1 pseudogene is annotated in these 270 nt (G+C 62.2%); it reads right to left on the bottom strand.

The features are described from left to right. Positions 1 to 124: 124 nt before the first annotated feature. Positions 125 to 270, bottom strand: a pseudogene (locus tag Q1A87_RS23960) (DDE-type integrase/transposase/recombinase); the annotation flags it as partial.

The following is a 270-nucleotide window of genomic DNA, read 5'->3' as shown; positions in this document are numbered from 1 at the left end:
GAGCCGCTCGACCACTGCCCCGCAGGGCATCGCTTCGCGATGTCCCGGGAGGGGGAAGACGTTGTCGCGCCACGCACCCTTGCCGTCTGTTACCGGCAGGTGATTGCAGGCAATCACCGAGAGGCATGCTGATGGCGATCTTTGCATCCTTCAGCACCCTCGTGAAGTCGGTGCTGGTGAACTGCGATCCCTGGTCGGTATTGAAGATTGCCGGTTTGCCATGGCGGTGGAGCGCTTCCTCCGAGGCCTCGATGCAGAAGTCGGCGGATA

It is taken from the genome of uncultured Jannaschia sp. (assembly GCF_947494055.1).
Lineage (GTDB): Bacteria > Pseudomonadota > Alphaproteobacteria > Rhodobacterales > Rhodobacteraceae > Jannaschia.
The sequence above is the reverse complement of the archived record's forward strand: the minus strand, read 5'-3'. Positions and strand labels throughout refer to the sequence as shown.